The organism is Exiguobacterium undae DSM 14481 (assembly GCF_000620805.1).
In the GTDB taxonomy this organism is placed as follows: domain Bacteria; phylum Bacillota; class Bacilli; order Exiguobacteriales; family Exiguobacteriaceae; genus Exiguobacterium_A; species Exiguobacterium_A undae.
The window spans coordinates 3024855-3045433 of record NZ_KK211187.1 but is presented as its reverse complement, the minus strand read 5'-3'; the positions used below and the strand labels follow the sequence as shown (position 1 = coordinate 3045433).

Here is a 20579-nt window from a genome sequence, read left to right as displayed (position 1 = left end):
CTTTTGATTTAGAGTCCCGGTAAAATTCCGGTGAAGAGACTCAGGATAAATACAGTGGCGAGTGCGGTCAGTCCGGCGATGAAACCGCCGCCTGTCCATGCCAGCAAGGTTTGTGTGATCGTCAGCTTACCGAACCGGTTGACGACCCAAAAGCCCGAGTCATTTGGCAAGGAGAGTCCGATTCCGCCGGCACAAATCGCAAGACCAAGAAGAATCGGCGAGACCCCAAGCTCTCCGACCATCGGCCCAAGGATACTTGACGTTGTGACAAGGGCGACGGTGGCGGACCCGAGTGACGCCCGCAAAATTTGTGAAAAGATGAAGGCAAGCAGGAGGACCGGAATGCTCCAGTCTTGCATGGTCGTAATCAAGTGATCACCGATGCCACTGTTGTTAATGACAGCTCCGAATGCGCCACCGGCTCCGGTAATCAAGATGATGATCCCGGCTGAACTGATGGCTTCTGAATACAAGCGGGTATTGGGAATCGAGATGTAAGGACGCAATAGGATGACAGCAGCAAATACACTGATTAACAAGGCAACATTTTTTTCACCGATGAATCCAAAGAAGCTGGCGATGGAGGTGCCCGGAAAAAGTAACTGTGAGACTGTATTCAGTAAAATCAAGACGATGGGTAAAGCCAACATGAAGAAGCTCAGCCCTGTACCGATTTCTTTTTTCGGTAAATCGGCCGGATCAACGGAAAGCTCTTCGATGTCGCCGGAATGTTTGATGCGTTTGCCGATGAACATGCCGTATAAGTAACCTCCGACTAATGTAGCCGGAATCGCAACGATGATACCGTACAAAATAAAGAAGCCGAGTTCGGATCCTGTATTTTCTGCGACGACCAGTGGTCCCGGTGTCGGGGCAATCATGTTGTGGGAGACAATCAAGCCGACACCAAGCGCAGTGACGAAACTGACGACGGAGATCCCTGTTTTTGAAGAGAGAGACCGGATCAAACCACTTAAAATAACGAAGGCTGCATCAAAAAAGACCGGAATCGAAACAGCGGTACCCGTTAAAGCGAGACCAGCGGACGATTTTTTAGTCCCGAAGACATTCAAGACAGCTTGAGCAATTTTTTCGACGGCCCCGGAAGCACCAAGAAACTGACCGAAGATGACGCCGAGTCCGATCAGGATGCCGACACCAGCCAAGGTATTCCCGAAGCCGGTCGTGACGACAGAAGCCACTTCTTTGACCGGCATGCCGATTGCTAAAGCCGTCAAGATGGAAATGGCAACAAGGGCAAGGAATGGCTCAATCTTAAGTTTCAGGATGGAAAAGAACAGTAAAGCGAGTGACAGAATAAAAATGACGACCAATAGATTACCCGTAACCATGAAAATCTCTCCTTCATGTCATGAATTCATATCAGGTGATCCAATCAGAAGATTGACCACCACGGATGTATCCGCTTACAAAATTATCAGGTGTGAAGTGTTTCAGCTACTTCCCTCAAGGTCGTCTTTGAACCGACGTTTCCCGGGAAGATGACATACGTCAGATTCGGGAATTTACTTTCTTCCCCTGTAATCCAGACAGGAATTCCTGGTTTGATTTGACCAGCAACAGTGGCACGTTTGACTTGAAGTCCGGTCGTGCCGATATCACTTGAGGTAATGCCGCCTTTGGCGATGATGTAACTGGGACGTACGTGTAATCGGCTAACGATACTGGTTACGGCATCAGAAATCTGAATCGAAAGCTTCAGTTCATTTTCCTGTTGGTTGTCCCCTAAATCGAGGCGTTCCCGTTTTGTATAGACCGCTACCGTCTGACCCGATTGAATCAATCGTTCCGTTGTTGTGATGATCCGCTTGATTTCTTCCCGAAACTTATCGGGGAACAGAACAAGATGGACATCAAATTCAATGAAGTGGATAAAGGGACATGTCTTTAATTCCTCTAATTGTTCCGTCGTCTTTTTGACGTGAGAACCAATCATGATTAAACCACCGTGACCGTTGCCGGAAATCAATTCTTTTTTTGTCAGCAACGGACGATTGGTTACCCCGCCGATGACCTTTGTAAAAGCAGCAGCTGTTCGGAACATAAACCGTTTTCCGGCATTCATGGCGCGAATCAGTGCAATCGTCGCGACTTTGACATCCACATAATCCGTCGCGTTGATGATAATTTTATTAAAATCATGGACGTTCATGAGTTGATCGACCAACTGATCAAGATTCAGCTGTCGCAAATCCGCAAGAGATAAGGAAACGACATCGTCTGCCTGGAACACACCATTTGATTTTTCTTCGGCCCATTCGCCCAGATGTGACGCAGCGTAGCCGAACGTTCGATCCTTGGCGAACTCGGTTTGACCAGCGGGGACCAATGTCTCTTCTTCAAGAACATAATGGACATTTTCGATCGTGTAACGACCGCCTTCTTGGAAAAACGGCATGATGATTTCTCCATCATGGTAGCGATTTGACTGTTGTTCGAGCGTTTGTCGCAGAACCTCGGTTTCAAGAGGATAATGACCACGGAGTGTGGAATCGCCGCGACTGATTAAAATGAACGGCTGATGAAGTTGATCGGAAACCTGTTGAATGGTTGCCGCAATGTCTTCATGAACCTGTCGCGTTTCTTCACTTGTGAATCCCCGTGAATTCGTCAAAATGAAGAACATCGGCTGTTCTTCCTTAAAACCGGCTTCAATGCTTTCGGCTGTCCAATCCGTGTAGACGGAAACACCGTGGACGGTCTGAACACCTGTCGGATCATCGTCGAGAACGATAATCTTGTGTTTAAACTGTCGCAACTCTTCGAAAAGTAGGCCATCCACTACTTGTGCATCCGGGAGTGCCGGAAGATTGGCCAACGTTTCAGCGGCCGGTAATGTTCGAAATGTTGAAATCATCTGTTACACCTTCCTTACTTCAACATGTGCTAATTTTTCATAATATTGAATGATGCCGCCATGGTCATCCGCCGCTTTACCATCAATCTTCAAAGCATGAAAAATTTCGACAAGCTGACTGGAGAGCGGGAGCGGGACACCGATTTCATGAGCGGTTTCCATGACATTTGTCATATCTTTTAAATTGATGTCGATGCGTCCGCCGGCGACGAAGTTTCGTTCAAGAATCAAAGGGACTTTCGCATCGAGGACAGCACTGCCGGCAAGACCACCGCGGATGGCATGATACATTTTCTCAACATCGATTCCGGCTTTCGCGGCAAGCGTCAGAGCTTCTGACATGGCAGCGATGTTCAAATTAACGATGATTTGATTGGCGAGTTTGGCGGTTACACCGCTTCCGTTTTTCCCGACGAGTGTGACACTGGCACCGATGACATCAAGCAATGGCTTGACGGAATTGAAGATGTCTTCTTTTCCACCGACCATGATGGAGAGTGTTCCGTCGATTGCTTTTGGTTCACCGCCACTGACCGGGGCATCCAACATTTCAACACCACGCAGAGCGGCTTGATTCGCGATTTCAACAGAGGCAACGGGAGAGATGGAACTCATATCAATCAGGATGGTGCCGGGTGTAGCAGTGTGCAAAATACCGTTTTCTCCGAGTACAACCTGCTCGACGTGATGCGAAGCCGGCAACATCGTAATGATGACATCACATGTCGCCCCCATGTCAGCAGGTGTTCCTGAAGTTGCGCCTGCCTCGATTAATGCCTGTACACTGTCCGCGTTCAAATCATTGACGGTCACATTATAGCCTGCCTGCAATATATTCAATGCCATAGGTTTCCCCATGATGCCTAAGCCGATAAATCCAATACGAGTTGTCATATCATCAAAACTCCTTTTTAGATAAAAGATAGCGCTTTCATAAGCCTTTAATCGAAGTGTACACACTTTGTTCAATTTTGTATACAATTTATTTTAAAATGTATACAAAATAAGTTCCTTTTCTATTTCCAGTATTAAACTTATACTTTGATATAAGAGGAAAAACGAATGTAGGAGACGATTCTAGTGGGGAAAAAAACAACGCAATTGGCATATGTACAAGCATATGAATATATACGCGACCGCATATTAAGCGGAGAGCTGGAGCGTGGGACAAAATTAGTGGAAGAACGATTGGCGGAAGAAATGGGCATCAGTCGGACGCCGGTTCGGGACTCGATTCGAAAGTTAGAGCAGGAAGGTTTGATTAAACAAAAACGGGTGGTAAATCCAACAGATATGGATTTACGTGATCTTTTTCAAGTTCGGATGCTGCTTGAAGGATTTGCCGCGAGCCATTGCGCGACATACATGAAGGACGAGGATTTGCAAAAATTGAAACGTTGTGTCGAAATCGGACGAACCGGTGAACTCGAAGAGGTAATGGCAGCGAACAAAGAATTTCATGATCTTATCGTCGGTGCGACAAATAACCCCGTCATGATTGACATCATCGACCGTATGCAGTCAATCATCTACTTGTTCCGCAAAACGGTGGTCCTTCATAAAAGACCGTTGTTGATTGAAGAACACGATGATATTTATCAAGCCATTTTGCAACATCAGCCGGAAGAAGCGGAACGATTGATGAAGGCGCATTTACAACTGGATTTAGAATTTTGTTTGAACTGGATGAAAGGATAAACGACGGGAAACGTCGTTTATCCTTTTTTTATAGAGTGGATTCTTCTCTTCAGGACAAATGTCCTTTATCATTCAGGGAGGCTTCGTTTAAATGGAAGTATGAAAATCAAGAAGAGGAGGGACAACGATGCGTGGCATTCTTTTTGCAATCAGCGGCGGTTTTTTTCTGACACTTCAAAGTGTCGCCAATGCCCGAATCAGCAACAGCATCGGGACGTGGCAAGCAGCGACCTTGACCCAGATGACCGGTTTTGTCGTCGCCTTATTGATCACGTTGATCCTGCGTGACCGGACGTTCCGGCAGATGAAAGAGGTTAAGCTGCTTTATTTATCCGGAGGAGCATTGGCCGCTGCCGTCTTATTCAGTAACATGACAGCCGTTCATTTGATGGGTGTGACGTTGACAATCTCTTTATTCCTGATTGCCCAGCTCGGCTTGGCACTGGTGATTGATTGGAACGGATGGTTCGGAATGATCAAGCGGCGGTTACAGCTACCGCAAGTAATCGGCATTTTAATGATGATCGGCGGCGTGCTGATCTTGAAATGGTAAGGGGGAAAAAACGTGGAACAAGCACAACTGGATGAGTACTTGGCGCGGTTTCAATTGACGGAAGTGTTTGCCGGCGGGTTGCGGGAGCATTTACAACCGGTCGCTTTTCAAGCCGGAGATTGGCTGTGTCGTCAAGGAGACGCAGCGGACCGAATGTACTTGTTGCTCGAGGGGAAGCTGAAGATTACCCATATGTCAGCGACCGGAAAACGGCTCGTCTTATCGTTTAAACATCCGTTTGATCTGGTCGGCGACATCGAATACGTCCGCCGGACACCGTTGATGAATACGGTCGAAGCAGTCACACCGGTCAAAGCGGTCAGTATTTCCTATGCGGCACTGGAACAAAACGGAGCCGATAATCCGGCACTGCTCCGCTTTTTACTCGAGACGATTACGATGAAGTTTGAGCTGAAGTCGCATTCGATGAGCTTTAATCTGCTGTATCCGGTCGAAGTCCGACTCGCCAGTTACCTCTTGTCGATGACACCGGAAACACCGACGTTACCGGTCAGTGATCTCGTCGATGCGGCGGATCTGATCGGCACGAGTTACCGTCACCTGAACCGTGTCCTGCGACAGTTCAGTCAGGACGGCTTGATTGAGCGGACGAACCGGACGATTACGATCGTGGACCGGGACGGCTTGACGGAACGGGTCGGCGAAAGTATCTATGAGTGAGGAGGAAAGAAGATGACACTTGGAATAGTTCTGGCTTTATTCGGCGGCATGATGGTCTGTATTCAGAATACGTTTAATGCCAAGGTCAAGGAACGTGTCGGCGCATGGGCGACGACGACGCTTGTCCTCGGACTCGGATTCCTGGCCTCACTGACGATCGGACTGCTTGTTGAAGGCGGTGGTCTTTTTTCAACGAGTGGGATGCAACCATGGTTTTGGTTCAGCGGCATCATCGGAGTCGGTGTTGTTTTGTGCGTAACGCAAGGGGTGCAACAGCTCGGACCGAGTTATGCGATTTCAATCGTCATGGTCTCACAAATCCTGTTTGCCTTGCTGTGGGATACGCTCGGGTGGTTTGGTCTCGATCAAGTGGCATTTACGTGGACGAAAGCCGTCGGTGTTGTCCTGATTGGCGGCGGTGTTTTATTATTCCAACTCGGCGGCAAGTTAACCGAACGACGGATGTTACGAAAAGGAGCCTGACGGATGAATTACACGACATTATTATTTGATATCGATCATACTTTGCTTGATTTTGATGCGACGGAACGCGCGGCGTTACGGCAATTGTTTGAAGAGGAACAACTCGAGTGGACGGACGAACGGGAAGCCCGTTACCGGACGATCAACCGCTCCTTATGGCAGGCACTTGAACGGGGAGAGGTAACACGGCAGGAAGTGATTACGTCACGTTTTGTGGCGTTTTTTGCCGAGCAGGGCCGGACGGTCGACGGCAGTCGAATGGATACTCGTTACCGTGCGTACTTGAGTCAAGGGACGGAACTGATTGCAGGGGCAATCGAGCTGCTCGAATCGCTCAAGGGGAAGTATCGGCTGTATGTCGTGACGAACGGTGTCGCGGCGACGCAACATGCACGACTCAAAGGATCTGGCCTGGCGCCTTATTTTGACGGGATTTTTGTCTCGGAAGAAACCGGCTATCAAAAACCGATGCCAGCCTTTTTTGATTACGTGTTTGACCGGATCCCGGATGCGACGCGCGATCAGACGTTGATCATCGGCGACTCGTTGACAGCAGACATCCAGGGCGGCATCTCGGCAGGAATTGCGACGTGTTGGTTTAATCCCGGTCATGCCGCAGTACCTGTGGAACTGACACCCACTTATACGATTGATCGGCTCGATCAGCTCACGGCAGTACTGAAAACAAAGGAGGAAGTCCGATGAGAGTGGCGTTGATCGGTGCCGGGTTCCATGCCCGGACGAACTTATTTCCGGCAATGAAAGAAGCCGATTTTGAGATTGTTGCGGTGACGACACGCCGTCTTGAAAGTGCGGAACGGGCGTTACGCGACATCGGCAGTACAGGCCGCGCCTATATGGACTACACGCAGATGCTTGCAGAGGAACAGATGGATGCAGTCCTCATTTGTCTTCAACCGGCGGATCAGGTCGAGGTTGTCCGGTCGTGTCTGGCAGCGGGCTGTGCCGTCTACGTCGAAAAACCGCTCGGCTTATCGGTTGGACAGGCGAAAGAGCTGGCTGAACTCGTTACGGATCAGGTGACAAGCGTCGGCTTCATGAAACGGTATGCGCCGGTTTATACGAAACTGAAGCAAGTACTGGTCCAAAACACATACGGCGATCTTCGTTCGTTCGAATTACGGTTTGCCTGTGATGCGTCCGGCTTCTGTCACGACCGAGCCGACTTTTTATCACTCGCTGCGATTCATCAACTCGATTTGATCCGCTTCTTGGCGGGCGAAGTCGCGGAAATCACCGGTGTGTCGCTTGAAGCGGACGGTGAGTTGCACCTGCAGCTGTCACTTCGGATGACAAACGGGGCAGTCGGACAGGTGACCTTGATAAACTCTCCGCTCTATACAAGAGAAGTCGAGGAGCTGACGCTGCGCTTTGAACGGGCCGTGTGCCAAGTCGAGGAAATGGAGCATTTGATCATCGAGGAAAAACAAGCACCGACATCCTGGCAGGAGCTCGAAGAACGGCAGATGTATTACCGGTCCCCGATGTCGACGATGTCCGGTGGGATGAAAGATTTGTATTTGCGCGGATTCGTCGGCGAGATGAAACATTTTCAAGCAGCGGTTCAAGGCGATGTCGTATCCCACTCCGATTTTCGGGACAACATCAAAACGATGCAATTGATTCAAGATATTCTCGATACCGTCCGATAATAGGTAAAAGATCACGAAAGGGGGCGATCATGGTGAACATGACGCAAACAAAACAGGAAACGGGGCGCGACGCGTAACCCGCTTTTCTTAAAAAAACGGGGGAATGGATATGCAGATTGAATTACGCCCAGTCACGAACGAGAACTGGGAAGCCTGCTGTGCGCTTGAATTGACGGCGGAACAACAGGGATTTTTAGAACCGAACGTCTACTCGATTGCGCAGGCTGGTTTTGAGCCGACGCTCGTCATGCGGGCGATTTATGCAGCGGATGAGTTGGTCGGATTTTTGGTGTACAATTCGGAACGGGAAGAACTGGATAGCTACTGGATTTATCGACTGATGGTCGACCAACGCCATCAAGGGTCAGGAGTCGGCCGGGAAGCGATGCGGTTGTTGCTCGGAGAGATGCAACAGCTTCCGGAAGCGACGTGTATCGTCGTCGGTTACCGTCCGGACAATCAAGCAGCGCACCGTCTGTATGAACGACTCGGATTTATCGATCACGGGGACCGGTTCGGAAAAGAGATGGCAGTCCGATACACGTTTTAAGGAGTAAGATCTTAGCCTCGCTAAGGTCTTTTTTAGTGGAATGGATATTTCTTGAAACTTTTTGAACGACCGAGTGCTCTAATCAGTAAAAGGAGGGAACGGAATTGGACTTACGAACGGAGCACACGGAGCTTGTCCGGCGTGCCATCAAGCAAGACGAGGCAGCCTTTGAACAATTGATTCTCCTACATAGTGAACAGCTCTACCGGACGGCCTACGTCTATGTGAAAAACGAACAGGATGCGCTCGACGTCGTCCAGGAAACGGTCTACAAAGCCTTCATTTCCATCGGACAGGTCAAAGAACCCAAATATTTCGTGACCTGGTTGACGAAAATTCTGATTCGGAACTGTTACCGTGTCCTGAACCAACAGACCGCGGTAGCGGATCTCATTGAACAGATTCCGGTGATGGAATCTTCGCGGGAAGAACATCTGGACTTGATTGATGCCTTGTCGCACCTGCGAAAAGAATACCGGGATGTTTTGGTACTCTTTTATTTTCACGATGTCCCGATGAAGGAGATTGCTTCTTTTATCGGCATCACCCTGAATACGGTCAAGACATATCTCAAACGGGGACGGGCAGAATTGAAGAAACAGTTGGGAGGACTTGATTATGTCGAAGCACGATCTTCAAAATGACTATAACCAGATTCCTGTGCCGCAGGCCGCCTTACAGGAGCGGATTCGTCAAGGAATGGAGCAGGGAAAGCGGGAGCAACAAATCAAACGGCCGAAACGTCTGCGACGCCTGGTTGTTTCGACGGGACTGGCGGCGTCACTGTTGATCACATCGACATTCGTCATCCCGTCCTTTGCGACGGCGATGGCAAAAGTTCCATTACTCGGTCAGATGTACCGACCATTCCTCGAACAGGAAAACACCGGCACCGCCATTAGTCAGAAACAACTCGCAACGAAAATCAATCAAGTCGCAAGTGACAACGGGATCGACATCCAAGTCATCGATGCCTACTACGACGGGGCAACAATCGGTATGAATCTGACGGCGACCGGTGTCCCAAATGTGAAAGCGGAAGCGCGGTCAGGATTATATGAACTGTTCAAAGGGGATAAACGGTTTGAAGGGACGGAGACCATGGAACTGGTTCATTTCAAGCAGGTCAAAGGTGTCTGGCAAGGACGAATTGAATACACGCTCGGTGAAACCAAACTGCAAGATACGATGCGGGTTCCGGTCGTGTTGACGGACGTATTCGGCGTCAAAGGAAATTGGGCGTTTAACGTTCCGGTCAAACGGCTTCCGGTCGTCGAACAAGTCTACGGCACAACGGTCAAAAATCCAATCTATCAAACGGAAGTCACATTGGATAAGTTGATTCAGGGCAAAGGGAGCACGTCGTTCGACTACACAACACGTTCACCGAAAAAAGAACGCGCCCGTGTTGAGATGACATTGCTCGATTCATCCGCCAAGGAAATCATTCACAACTGGACAAATTCGACTCAGTCCGTCAAACGGACGAAAACTGGAACGGCAGCCATCGAGCAGTCGCGGTTAATCCTCGGGAACTATGTGATTCCAAAAGGGAGCTATCTGTTGCAACCGTCCCTATCCATCGATATCAACACACAACCGATTCCGTTAACCGAGCCGTTGCCGTACCGTCAACAGTCGGAAACGCATCCGCTCGAAATGACCATCACGTCAATTGAGACAACACCCGAGCAAGTCGTCGTTGAATTTTCGAAGAAATCCAGCTCGTCACAATCGGACATGAAGCTTAATATATCAAGGTCTATGCGATTGCTTGAAGGAACAGAACCGCCGGACGGTCGGGAAATCAAGCCGAAAGTCACCGTTCTTGATGCCGAAAAACAGACGTTCCGGTCGACGTTCCGCCTGCCGGAACCATCCGAACACACGCGGGAAGAATATTATCTCGAAACCGGCTACAGCAATACCCTCGTTAATACACCACTTGAGTTACGCCCGATTCCGTTTACGGTTAACTAACAGGAAAACCGGACCGGGCGTCGAACTCCAAACGGATGACGATTGAATAAGGAGTGGGAGAGTATGAAGATACGGGCAATGACCGCAGCAGATTATCCGGAAGTCGGCCGGATTTACCAACAGGGCATCGAGACGCAGAATGCGACGTTTCGAACGGAAGTACCGCCGTTTGACTACTGGGATGCCCATCATCACATACACAGCCGGATTGTGGCGGAAGAAGACGGGAAGGTGCTCGGATGGGTCGCCATCAGTCCGTTTTCGTCGATTCCCGCCTATCAGGGGGTGGCGGAAGTCAGTCTTTATATTGACGAAGACGCACGCGGCAAAGGCATCGGGACCGCATTGATGCATGCTGTTATTGAAGCGAGTGAAGCGGCGGGCATTTGGACGTTGCACTCGCAAATATTTCCGGAAAACACTGCGAGTTTAAAGCTGCACCAACGGTTTGGTTTCCGGGAAGTCGGCCGGCGGGAACGGATCGGACAATTGGCGGGTGTCTGGCGGGATACGATTTTACTGGAACGCAGAAGTCAGATGTAAAAGCAGATGAGAGGAAAAAGGGAAGACGGATGTCACATCCGTCTTCCCTTTTTGTGTGGTGAGGGCTGTTTTAACATCATCAGTTCTTTTTGGTCAGAACAAAGGCAAAAATCTGTTCACCTTTTTTCATCGTGATGTTCTCAGGACCATGAATATCGTTAAATGGATTCGACGAGAGGTTTCCGCTTGCGGACAACTGACGGAGGAACAGGACATTGTAATCTTCCAGCGTGAACTCACTTGACGGATTTTGTGTGTTGACGGCATCCGGTTTTATTTTCAACGCTTCGTGTGAACGCAGGCTCACACCATTCAAATTAGCGCCGAACCAAGTGTATTTGGCCGAAGAAGATTGCACGATCCGCAACGTCGAGTCGTATGTTTTAGGCGGAATCTCCATTGAAAAGAGAGTCCGCTCTTTATGGTTTGGTAAGTATTCGACACCTTTCAGGACGTATGGTTTTTTTAATTTACCTTCCAAATGAAAGGCAACAATATCCTGATCATTGATTTGCGCAAAGGCTTTTTCACCGGCTTTCAATTCGAGCGGTGTGACCGTTAGTGTTTCATTTTTGGGAGCAAGGCAGCCGCTGAGGGAAAAAGCAGATAATAAACAGACGATCCAAAATTTTCTCATGGAAAAAGCATCCTTTCTTAAAGGATTACGGTAACAAACAAAAAACGTCTTGTCGAGAAAGACAAGACGCGGATATCATTACTTGTGATTCGATAAGACGATCCCGAAAATCCGTTCACCCTTTTTAAGCGGGACGTCAGCCGGACGGGTGACCTCGTTTAAATTAAAGCCGCGAATCCCATTATTTTTTGTCATGTGATAGACCATCAACAGATTGTACGGGGTAGCGGCAGAAGGACCGGATCGGAAATCAGCACCACGCACCATGTAATCATCAAGCTGTTTAAAGGTATGGTCCCCTTGGACTGTCGTGTCATCCACGTCGATGCCAAGGTGGATCTTATCGTCGGAGAAAGACTGGGCAAAGCGGACTTGTGTGTCATAGCTTTTGGGTTCAAGCTCGAGTGTAAAGAGAGACCGTTCTTTTTTATTCGGCAGGTATTCGACCCCTTTAAGCCAGTGTGTCTTCGTCAACTTTCCTTTTAACTGGACGCTGCCGATCTGTTGATTGCCAAGCGCCGCAAATTTTTCTTCGCCTTCGGTGATGGGGACGGGAGAAATCGTCAGACTCGATGTGTAGTCAGCCGATGCTGCTTTTTTTGGAACGGATTCTTGTGCCTGTTCTTGATTACATCCGGTCAAGACAAGCGCCGCAAGTGGTATGTAAAGCCATTTCTTCATGAAAAACGCCTCATTTCATCTTTTTTTGGTAACATTATCCATAATTAATCGTATCGCTTTTGGGGGATGATTTCAATGGAGAACGGGAAAAGACCGACAGCAGGTATTTTCAGGAGGGATAAAGATGGATGATTTTTTTGGAGAAGGTCTTGAGACCAATGAGCAGAAACGAAAACGAAAACTCGAAGAAGTGTTTGACCAATCGTTTGAGTCGGAACGCCGCGACTTTAACCAGTCACTTGAACAGGAAGTGACCGTCGCCTTGATCGGGGACGTCAATGCGGGCAAATCCTCGACGCTGAATGCGATCCTTGGTCGGGAAGTGGCGACCGTTGGAGCAAAGCCGGGGGAAACGACGCGGATTGATCAAATCCGGCAACATCCGGAAGATAAGGTCGTCTTCGTCGATACGCCGGGACTGAACGATGCGAACAGCTTAAACTCGGACACGACATGGAAGTTTTACCAAAGTGCGGATGTCATCCTCTACTTCTTGAACGCCGCCGGAACCGTCTTATCGGAAACGGAAACAAAAAACTTCAAGAAGATTTATGCCCACAATAAAAACATCGTCATCGTCGTCACGAAAATCGATGCGACGAATGACCTCACGACGATTCTGACGCATATCGAATCGAAGTTACCGGGACCCAAAGTCGTGCCGGTCTCCGCGATGGACGGGACGAACATTGACCGTCTGCGGCGAGAGGTGCTCGACATCCTAAAAAAGTTCAACAAGGATAATCTGTTTGTTCGCGAGATCGATCCGGCGTTGCGGGGGAAAATCGCGAACAACTGGATCGTCGGAGCAGGGACCGCGGCAGGAGCGATTGGGGCCGTCCCGTTTCCGGGAGCCGACATCATTCCGTTGACATCGATTCAAATCGGGCTGATGCTGAAACTGTCGAACTTGTACGAGCGGAATCTTTCGAAGGAAAGTGCAAAGGAGTTGCTGGTCGTGACGATTGTCGGCAACTCCGGAAAAACGGCGTTCCGGCAACTGGCGAAGATGGTTCCCGGGTACGGGGCCGTCATCGGAGCCGGCGTCGCCTCGACGGCGACACTTGCACTCGGATACGGGACGAAGTACGCTTACGAAAATAAATTAGAACTGACGCCGGAAAGCTTGATGGGCTTCATCAAAAAGTTCCGCAAAAAATCAGACGGAGCAAAATAACGGACAGATTTTCCCCTCCCTGCTATGCTAGGACGAAAGCAGGGAGGGAAAGTCATGTCAACACTATTAGAAGAAATCCGCGCGTATCAAGAACAGTTTCGTCAAAAAGCGCCGCAGGAAAAGCAACGGTTGATGGCACAAGCGACAAATGAGTTAGCCGCATCAGACGGCGCCAAAGGATTGACTGTCGGAGATGAGGCACCCCGCTTCACATTGCCGAATGCATCCGGTCAGTCGGTGTCGTTAGAGGAGCTGCTGCAAGACGGTCCCGTCATCGTGACGTTTTATCGCGGCGGTTGGTGCCCATATTGTAATTTGGAGCTCCGGGCCTACCAACGGGAATTAGAAAAAATTGAGGCAAAAGGAGCGACGCTTGTGGCGATCAGTCCGGAAACACCGGATCATTCGCTCTCGACACAGGAAAAAAATGACCTGGCCTTTCAGGTGTTGAGTGATGTCGATAACGTCGTCGCCCGTCAGTTCGACCTTGTGTTTGATATGCCCGACTATTTAATTGACGTGTACAAGGCATCCGGTCTTGACGTTGCCGGTCATAACGGCAACGAGGACTGGCAGTTGCCAAAACCAGCAACGTTCATCATTCAGCCGTCTGGTAAAGTTTCATTTGCGGACGTCCCGGCTGATTATACAAAACGGACAGATCCGCTGACGATCATCGAAGCGTTGTAAAAATCGCATGAAACAAGAACGAAATCCCGTCTATCATCGAGGCGGGATTTTTTGTCGTAGTGTGCCATTCTTTTGTTGATAAATGTATATAAATGGGTATAGAAAGGTAACGAATTGAAGAAATGGAGGTGGGCGTTACTCCTTTTTCAATCAAGGAGTTCGCTGTGTCTATGTATAAAATCGAGCCAGTATTCAAAGAACGGATTTGGGGTGGTCGTCGTCTTGAAGAGTTGTTTCATTTCGATTTACCGGCAGGATCAATCGGAGAATGCTGGACGGTTTCGGCACATCCGAGCGGACGAACTCCTTTAGTGGACGGTCCTTATCAAGGACAGACGCTCGATCAATTGTGGCAGACCCACCGGACAAGTTTATTTGGTCCATACGCACTGGAGGCGTTTCCTTTACACGTTAAGCTGCTCGATTCTTCCTCGTATTTGTCCGTTCAAGTCCATCCGAATGATGAAGATGCGAAACGGTTGGAAGGCGAACCGTACGGAAAAAATGAATGTTGGTATATCCTCGAGGCGGAGGAAGGAGCGGAAGTCATTGTTGGTCACCATCTGTCTTGTCGCGAAGAACTCGTGACGTGTGCAGAGCGGAAGGAGTGGGATGCCTGCCTTCGTCATCAATCTGTCCAAAAAGGGGATTTCATTTACATTCCGAGTGGAACGATTCATGCCCTTGGACCGGGAATCGTGTTGCTCGAAATTCAACAAATGAGTGACCGGACGTATCGACTGTATGATTATGACCGTCTCGACGCCGATGGAAACCGCCGTGAGCTGCACCTCGAAAAAGCAATCGCCGTTACGACGATTCCGGATGAACCGTTGACCATCCGACCGATTCGAGAGACAACGGCTTCCGGAACGAAAACGACATTGTTGGAAGTCCCTTTCTTCACGGTCATCCATCATGACATCAAGGGGACGGAGTACTGCTTATCCGACAGCCCGACGTTTCGATTGCTGACCGTCGTGTCAGGTCAAGGTGAAGTATGTGCAGCTGACGGTTCCGAACAACGCCAGTTACAAAAAGGCGATCAGTATTTCATTCCCTGTTCGGCAGGAGAATACCGGATCTCCGGACAGCTGGCGTGCGTGACCAGTGAGGTGTTTCCAAGTTAAAAGCACGTATCGCCTTTGCGATACGTGCCACCGTTAATTCGAACCGAGTGAAATCGGAAGCGGATAGTTGTCTTCCTCCGTCCAGTCGATGGAGTATTTGATTTCGATCATGATCAAGTCACTCAATGTCTTTAATGTATGCGGCACCTCGCGTGGAATGTGGACGACGGAAGTCGGACCAAGCAATTGATGTTTCCCATCGATGATTGCTTCGGCTTGTCCTTGAAGAATGCTCCACGTCGAGTCTGTCTGAGCATGGTAATGATGGCTGATCTGATGGTTGGCTTGGATATGCAGCCGGCGTGTCACGGCATATCGCCCGTCGTCCAATTGTTGTTGATGAAGAATCGTCGCATACCCCCAGCGTTTCCATTCAAATTGCGGAGGCAGTTCTTGATCAACAAGATAATCTTTAAGATGGGGCGTTTCCTTCTTTGACGAAACGAGCACACCATCGGGACTGACTGAAACGATTAAGTCGGTCAAACCGATTCCGAGGACAGGAACTTGTAATTCATTGACGATATGCGTATTGGTGGAATGGATCAACCGCGCATTGCCATGAATCGAACTCGGCATTTCTTCCGTCAGCGTATTCCACGTCCCGAGATCTTTCCAGTATCCTTCATACCGATGAACAAATAAGTTGGTTGTTTTCTCGACGACGGCATAATCAAACGATGTTTTCTCAAGCGAATCATACGCCGTTCGTAATGCCTGATACGTAACAGGCACCTGTTGCTCGTTCAGTCGTTCCGTCAAGAAGTCAAGCCGGCAGGCGAAGACCCCGCAATTCCACAACGCTCCTTGATCAATCAACTCGACTGCAGTCTCCAAGGAGGGTTTTTCACGAAATTGTTGGACCGGAGACATCGTGCTTGTCGATTCAGGAATGATATAGCCGTATTTAGAAGTTGGATGAAGCGGTTCGACTCCCATTAAATGAAGCGCGTCAGGGTGGGCCTGGACGGCCGCATCGAGCGCAGAAAACCGCTGGAAAAAGGAAGCGTCGACGTAAGGATCAACCGGCATGACGATGATCGTTTCCGTTGGATCAATCCGTTCTGCCAGATAACTCGTTGCGAGCATGATGGCCGGGAACGTATCCCGCCGAGACGGTTCATGGATGACGGACACCTTGGTGCCGAGTTGATGTTCAATCGCATCGAGTTGGGCTTCCGTCGTCGTGATGACGGTCCGGTCCGCTAAACCGCTCGCTTCTAACTGTTGAAACACCCGTTCCATCATTGATTGTTTGTGTCCATCGGCATCTTCAAGAATGCGCAGGAACTGTTTGGAATTCAAATCGTTCGACAGCGGCCAAAGTCGTTTTCCGGATCCACCTGATAATAAGAGAATATACATCATCCAACACCCTTTCTGAACTGGAGGTTTTAAAGATGGCACTGTACTTATTAGTTGATGCGCACGAGCCGACAAGAAAGATTTTGCAACGGAAGTTACTGGAACAGAATCAAGAAGTAGCAGAAGCCGCCTCGGCAGAAGAAGCTTTATCGGTCCTCGAAGCACAAGACGTGGATGTCATCGTGACTGAATTACGCTTGCCGCAACTCGATGGGGTTGAACTGCTGAAAAAGGTCACGCGCTTGTACCCGTTGACCAAACAAATTGTTCTGACGGATTACATGCAATTGCATACGTTGCTCGCTGCCGTCAATTCGGGCAACATCAGCCGCTTGATGACGAAACCGTTGAAAGTTGACGAAACGATTCTTCGGATCATGAAAAAAATCGGAGCGGAAGTGGTGGAGACGAAACACCGGAAAAACAATATCGGTGTCATGTTTAACGGGATTTTAACCAATGCCAATCGTCCTTATTGTTTATTTTTTGAGGATGGAACGATTGTTGGTCGCCGTGCGCTGGAAATTCCGAATCAAGAAGCGCCGGATGATGAAATGAACGGCTTGCACCGTTTTGAGTTTCCGACGCAATTCGGAACCTATATCTTGTACCAATCAATGAATGGAACGGTCATGAAACACGTTTGAAGACAAGCGACTCGACTCCGATGAAGCTGAGGCGGATGTACATGTAGATCACACCGGCAGCGAGAAGCGGATGACGCACGTATTTTTTGAGATTCGTTTTATGATACAAAACAGGTCGGAAAAAGTACCAGCGTTGCAACGCCTTTGCCAGTCCGCCGTCTTCGTTTTGAAGCGTCGTCGGCATGACGTCAAAGTAATAGCGTTTCTTTTGGAGCAGGTCGGTCAGTTCGACCTGTTTTTCATTGTGCCGGACGAAAGTGAAGGTCGCCCGCCGGATTTGCCCTCCTTGCTCCAGGTAACGGATGGTGGGTTGGGTTTCCTCAAAACTGATTTGTGTCGGATCAATTTCACCCGAAGTCACATAGGCGTCGAGCCGCCAAAAACGGGCGGCTTCGATCGAATTGGCATCAAGCTGATCGGTCGGAATGTTAAACAGGTTCCGTTCGAACACTTTGACCTGGCTGAAAAAATTCGAATGGTCGCTGTATGCCTGTTCCGGGATGACAAGTGCTCCGATATCCGGATGGGCTTCGAGGTACAACAGACAACTCTTCAAGAGGTCATCCGACAGCACCATATCCGAATCGATGATATACAGATAATCGACGTCGAGTGCTTTTAGACGATCGATGGCCGTCTTTCGCGCAATCCCGCGTTCGCCATGCGGCAACGCGATGACCTCAAAGCGTTCATCGTGTTGTGTTAACCGTCTGATTGTCTCGACCGTTTGATCAGTCGATCCATCGTCGGCAATGATACAACGAAAAGGTGAAGCTTGGGCTTGGAGAGAACGAATCGTTTCTTCGATAATGGCTTCATTTTGATACGTCGACATCGCGATTCCAATCATACATACTCCTCCTTCACATCAGGTAGTGGAAGTTCGTTCTGGAGCCAGTTTCGAAAATGTTGACCGGTGTTATCCCAGTGCAACGTCTGGGCGAAGCGATAGGCAGCATAACGAATCGTGTCGTATTGTTCGGTGTCTTGAATGCAGGAACGCATTTCGGAAGCGAGCGCACCGGGCGACTGGGCGACAGTCATATAACCCGCCATCCCGTACTGGACGGCATCTCGTAAACCGGGGGCGTCATAAACGATCGTCGGTGTGCCGACAGCGGCCGCTTCACTGACCGTCAATCCCCAGCCTTCCCGTTTGGAAGGGAAGAGAAGGGCGGTCGCCCGACTCATTCGTTCTAGCTTTTCCTCTGCGCTGACAAAGCCGAAGTACGTAATGTCTCCCCGAATCTCTTCCGGGACAAGCGGGTCCAGCTGCTGTTGGATATAGCGCTCATCTTTTTTACCGATGACCCAAAACTTCGCTGTCGGAAATTCTTGTTTTAGGATGACGAAGGCCTGAATGGCATCGTCGATTCCTTTATAAGCAGACATCCGTCCGACGTATAAAAAGGTCGGGACCGCCTCTTTCGGCTGCCAGGCGTCTTCTTTCCAGGGAACAAAATCGAGTCCTTCGGGCAGAATCGTGATCTGTTGTTTGGAGAAGCCGATGGAGCGTAAGTCATCCGCCGTCGACTGACTGACCGTCAAGGCGCGTCCGTGACGATACAACTGGAGCCGGGGCGTCTCGGTCTGTTCGCCGAGCCAGGCATACGGGCGCTTGACGTTGATTTGCCAGATTTCACGCGTGAACTGATGAATGAACAAAGCACGCTTGGCACGTGGAACATACAACGGCGTGAAGAACTGATGGGTGTTGACCTGATCGACGACGAGATCGATCGATGAAGCGTGTTTGTAATAGTAAGAAGCCGCATACGGAATGACGGTTGCGAGTGTACCGTGGCGGACATACGTGATGCCGTCCAAAAATTCGACGTCATGTCCCCCTTCAAAGGCGGGGGAAATGTGCGTGATCGTATAGTCATCCGCGACACGGCGAAGCATTTCGTGTGTAAAGACCTCGGCACCACCGGCCTTCGGGTGTTTGATGTCACGCCACGATAAAAATAAGAGATGGGGTTTCATAAATGCTCCTCCTTTTTCGCAATCAATCGCTGTTTTGGCAAAATGAATCTCAGGACAAAGGCACTTCCTAACAAGACGACCGCTTGCCCGGTCAACCAAATTTCAACCGTTTGGCGGACGAACATAAGGGAGAGGACCAATAAGACGAGAATCCCCCAGAACCATTTCAGATAGCTTGTCCGGTGCAGCGAAAATTGGACAAGTGCTTCGTACTGGATCAGGGTGATGCCGGCGTAGACGAGCACCATGTATTTGACATACTGTCCGGCTAAGTCATAACCGGATCCGAATAACCAGGGAATGAGATACGGGACCACTGTGACGTAAAAGAGGACGGCACAGGCAAGACCACTTAATAGAAACAGGTACAACTTACGTTCCCAAATGTGAAAGGACTGTTGGTGATTAAGGCTGCTAAGGCGCGGTAAAAGAAGCTGCGATAAGGAAAGGGCGACAAACAACAACAACTGACCGAACCGCAAGGCGACGGAATAGTCGCCGGCAAATGTCGGGAAAAACCGTGTCACGAGCAGGCTGTCGAGTGTAAAGAAGAGGGTCATGACGACTTGGGTGTGAATCATATGTGTCAAACCGTGCCACCGGGTTGGACCGGTACTCTCTGGGAACGGTGTCTGAAGCAGGCTGACAAGATAAGCCATCAGCATCCCGATCAAGATAAAGGTTAAGGCAAGCGTCACATTCGTATACTGAAGCAAGAACCAGGTGGCCATCACTTTTGTTAACGATTCAACATAATACGAAAGGTTCAGGGCGTAAAAACGTTCTTGCGCTTGAATGACACCACGCCGGAAAGATAATAAGATATGGAAGAAGACTGTAAGCACAACAAGAAGAAGGTTTATTCTGGTAAAAGGTAGAAGGTTAGGTAAGACATACAGTAAGATAAGTAAAATGACTCCGACGACAGCCAACAACCGGTTTCGTAAAACACGATAATGATTCGTTAAATGTTGACTGAGATCGCGTGTGACCGTCCACTGCAAGGCGCTTCCGATGATCAGAAGCAGACCCAGTAAAGCGAGATAACCGTTTAAAAATCCATAGTCGACACTTGATAATTGACGGGCTAACAACAAGTGATAGGCATAGTTGACGATGTTCAATAAAATATCGAGAACCGGAAAAATCAAAATTACCGCATGACGGTTTAGAAAACCAGTCATCGGAACACCTCCCATCAATCGTTTGAATGATACGGAAAGGATG

The 20579-nt window shown here is 49.2% G+C and carries 23 protein-coding genes; 14 read left to right on the top strand and 9 right to left on the bottom strand.

The features are described 5' to 3' along the window. Positions 1 to 8: 8 nt before the first annotated feature. From P397_RS0116370 to garR, 3 genes are all read right to left on the bottom strand, one after another. Entirely contained in the window at positions 9 to 1352 is a 1344-nt protein-coding gene (locus P397_RS0116370) for a GntP family permease (protein ID WP_026834267.1), read from the bottom strand. Positions 1353 to 1438: 86 nt separating this feature from the next. Continuing rightward, complete coding sequence (locus tag P397_RS0116365; RefSeq protein WP_035414296.1) at positions 1439 to 2878, bottom strand: four-carbon acid sugar kinase family protein; 1440 nt, start codon at positions 2876 to 2878, stop codon at positions 1439 to 1441. Positions 2879 to 2881: 3 nt separating this feature from the next. Continuing rightward, positions 2882 to 3772, bottom strand: a complete 891-nt coding sequence (garR, locus tag P397_RS0116360; RefSeq protein ID WP_028107222.1) for a 2-hydroxy-3-oxopropionate reductase — start codon at positions 3770 to 3772, stop codon at positions 2882 to 2884. Between the two features lie 186 nt (positions 3773 to 3958). On the opposite strand from garR, the gene P397_RS0116355 reads away from it, so the two are divergent. From P397_RS0116355 to P397_RS0116310, 10 genes are all read left to right on the top strand, one after another. After that, on the top strand, positions 3959 to 4576 hold the full coding sequence (locus P397_RS0116355; protein ID WP_028107221.1) for a GntR family transcriptional regulator: 618 nt from the start codon (positions 3959 to 3961) through the stop codon (positions 4574 to 4576). Positions 4577 to 4703: 127 nt separating this feature from the next. Beyond that, positions 4704 to 5129: a DMT family transporter gene (locus P397_RS0116350; RefSeq protein WP_026829591.1), complete on the top strand. Its 426-nt coding sequence runs from the start codon at positions 4704 to 4706 to the stop codon at positions 5127 to 5129. A gap of 12 nt (positions 5130 to 5141) precedes the next feature. Further along, positions 5142 to 5810 carry a Crp/Fnr family transcriptional regulator gene (locus P397_RS0116345; protein ID WP_026834263.1) on the top strand — a complete coding sequence of 223 codons (669 nt, stop codon included), beginning with the start codon at positions 5142 to 5144 and terminating at the stop codon, positions 5808 to 5810. 12 nt (positions 5811 to 5822) lie between these two features. Continuing rightward, positions 5823 to 6293 (top strand): DMT family transporter, encoded by a 471-nt coding sequence (locus P397_RS0116340; RefSeq protein WP_028107220.1) that lies wholly within the window; start codon positions 5823 to 5825, stop codon positions 6291 to 6293. A gap of 3 nt (positions 6294 to 6296) precedes the next feature. Next, positions 6297 to 6998 carry a YjjG family noncanonical pyrimidine nucleotidase gene (locus P397_RS0116335; protein WP_028107219.1) on the top strand — a complete coding sequence of 234 codons (702 nt, stop codon included), beginning with the start codon at positions 6297 to 6299 and terminating at the stop codon, positions 6996 to 6998. Then, entirely contained in the window at positions 6995 to 7966 is a 972-nt protein-coding gene (locus tag P397_RS0116330; RefSeq protein ID WP_028107218.1) for a Gfo/Idh/MocA family protein, read from the top strand. Before P397_RS0116335 ends, P397_RS0116330 begins: the two co-directional genes overlap by 4 nt. Positions 7967 to 8075: 109 nt before the next feature. After that, positions 8076 to 8516 carry a GNAT family N-acetyltransferase gene (locus P397_RS0116325; protein ID WP_028107217.1) on the top strand — a complete coding sequence of 147 codons (441 nt, stop codon included), beginning with the start codon at positions 8076 to 8078 and terminating at the stop codon, positions 8514 to 8516. A 104-nt stretch (positions 8517 to 8620) separates the two neighbouring features. Next, entirely contained in the window at positions 8621 to 9160 is a 540-nt protein-coding gene (locus P397_RS0116320; protein WP_028107216.1) for a sigma-70 family RNA polymerase sigma factor, read from the top strand. Next, positions 9135 to 10496 carry a DUF4179 domain-containing protein gene (locus tag P397_RS0116315; protein WP_028107215.1) on the top strand — a complete coding sequence of 454 codons (1362 nt, stop codon included), beginning with the start codon at positions 9135 to 9137 and terminating at the stop codon, positions 10494 to 10496. The genes P397_RS0116320 and P397_RS0116315 overlap by 26 nt, the downstream gene beginning before the upstream one ends. Positions 10497 to 10559: 63 nt before the next feature. Next, positions 10560 to 11039 (top strand): GNAT family N-acetyltransferase, encoded by a 480-nt coding sequence (locus P397_RS0116310; protein WP_028107214.1) that lies wholly within the window; start codon positions 10560 to 10562, stop codon positions 11037 to 11039. Positions 11040 to 11118: 79 nt separating this feature from the next. Here P397_RS0116310 and P397_RS0116305 read toward each other — a convergent pair whose 3' ends face one another. After that, positions 11119 to 11676, bottom strand: a complete 558-nt coding sequence (locus P397_RS0116305) for a hypothetical protein (RefSeq protein ID WP_028107213.1) — start codon at positions 11674 to 11676, stop codon at positions 11119 to 11121. A gap of 78 nt (positions 11677 to 11754) precedes the next feature. Then, on the bottom strand, positions 11755 to 12357 hold the full coding sequence (locus P397_RS0116300; protein WP_028107212.1) for a hypothetical protein: 603 nt from the start codon (positions 12355 to 12357) through the stop codon (positions 11755 to 11757). A 124-nt stretch (positions 12358 to 12481) separates the two neighbouring features. Here P397_RS0116300 and P397_RS0116295 point away from each other — a divergent pair, with 124 nt between their 5' ends. From P397_RS0116295 to P397_RS0116285, 3 genes are all read left to right on the top strand, one after another. Further along, positions 12482 to 13534 (top strand): YcjF family protein, encoded by a 1053-nt coding sequence (locus P397_RS0116295; protein WP_026834254.1) that lies wholly within the window; start codon positions 12482 to 12484, stop codon positions 13532 to 13534. A gap of 54 nt (positions 13535 to 13588) precedes the next feature. Then, the gene (locus P397_RS0116290) at positions 13589 to 14224 is read left to right on the top strand and encodes a peroxiredoxin-like family protein (RefSeq protein WP_026834253.1); all 636 of its coding nucleotides are present in this window, start codon (positions 13589 to 13591) and stop codon (positions 14222 to 14224) included. Positions 14225 to 14394: 170 nt separating this feature from the next. Continuing rightward, positions 14395 to 15354, top strand: coding sequence for a type I phosphomannose isomerase catalytic subunit (locus P397_RS0116285; protein WP_028107211.1), 960 nt, complete (start codon positions 14395 to 14397; stop codon positions 15352 to 15354). Positions 15355 to 15387: 33 nt separating this feature from the next. Here the strand turns inward: P397_RS0116285 and P397_RS0116280 are convergent, their stop codons facing one another. Beyond that, positions 15388 to 16719 carry a sugar phosphate nucleotidyltransferase gene (locus P397_RS0116280; protein WP_028107210.1) on the bottom strand — a complete coding sequence of 444 codons (1332 nt, stop codon included), beginning with the start codon at positions 16717 to 16719 and terminating at the stop codon, positions 15388 to 15390. 35 nt (positions 16720 to 16754) lie between these two features. On the opposite strand from P397_RS0116280, the gene P397_RS0116275 reads away from it, so the two are divergent. Continuing rightward, a complete protein-coding gene (locus P397_RS0116275) occupies positions 16755 to 17366 on the top strand; it encodes a response regulator (RefSeq protein ID WP_026834250.1) in 612 nt (203 codons plus the stop codon). On the opposite strand, the gene P397_RS0116270 is transcribed toward P397_RS0116275, so the two are convergent. Genes P397_RS0116270 through P397_RS0116260 form a run of 3 tightly spaced genes read right to left on the bottom strand, consistent with a single transcriptional unit; the run spans position 17350 to position 20536 of the window. Then, positions 17350 to 18216, bottom strand: coding sequence for a glycosyltransferase family 2 protein (locus tag P397_RS0116270; protein WP_028107209.1), 867 nt, complete (start codon positions 18214 to 18216; stop codon positions 17350 to 17352). The two genes, P397_RS0116275 and P397_RS0116270, sit on opposite strands and share 17 nt — an antisense overlap. Beyond that, positions 18213 to 19352 carry a glycosyltransferase family 4 protein gene (locus P397_RS0116265; protein ID WP_028107208.1) on the bottom strand — a complete coding sequence of 380 codons (1140 nt, stop codon included), beginning with the start codon at positions 19350 to 19352 and terminating at the stop codon, positions 18213 to 18215. Before P397_RS0116265 ends, P397_RS0116270 begins: the two co-directional genes overlap by 4 nt. Further along, positions 19349 to 20536: a lipopolysaccharide biosynthesis protein gene (locus tag P397_RS0116260; RefSeq protein ID WP_028107207.1), complete on the bottom strand. Its 1188-nt coding sequence runs from the start codon at positions 20534 to 20536 to the stop codon at positions 19349 to 19351. Before P397_RS0116260 ends, P397_RS0116265 begins: the two co-directional genes overlap by 4 nt. Positions 20537 to 20579: the final 43 nt, after the last annotated feature.